1 protein-coding gene is annotated in these 339 nt (G+C 54.9%); it reads left to right on the forward strand.

Annotated features, from left to right (window positions below):
* Window positions 1-129 precede the first annotated feature (129 nt).
* A partial coding sequence (locus AAEZ03_RS26430) for a hypothetical protein (RefSeq protein ID WP_350582726.1) occupies window positions 130-339 on the forward strand: 210 nt, incomplete at its 3' end.

Raw genomic sequence — 339 nt, forward strand, 5'->3', positions numbered from 1 at the left:
GGCGTACAGTCTTCCTCAGCGGGTGTTGCGTCCTCAGCCTTTGGCATGGGATCGTCAGCAAGCTTAGATGGTTCGGTTGCTTTAGGTGCAGGGTCAACGACTGCCACAAATGCAACCACTGAGTCGACCATGACCGTTGGCGGGGTCACACATACCATTGCAGGTCCTGCGATGCGAGTTGGTGATCAGGTCTCAGTTGGTTCAGCCGGCGCTGAGCGTCAGATCAAACACGTCGCTGGTGGAGCGGTGAATGCAAGCAGCACGGATGCGGTGAATGGCAGTCAGTTGCATGCCACTAATACAGAAGTGACTAATAACAGCACAGCCATTGGTTTAGGC

This window comes from Pseudomonas sp. HY2-MNA-CIBAN-0224 (genome assembly GCF_040310285.1).
Taxonomy (GTDB): Bacteria; Pseudomonadota; Gammaproteobacteria; order Pseudomonadales; family Pseudomonadaceae; genus Aquipseudomonas; species Aquipseudomonas helleri.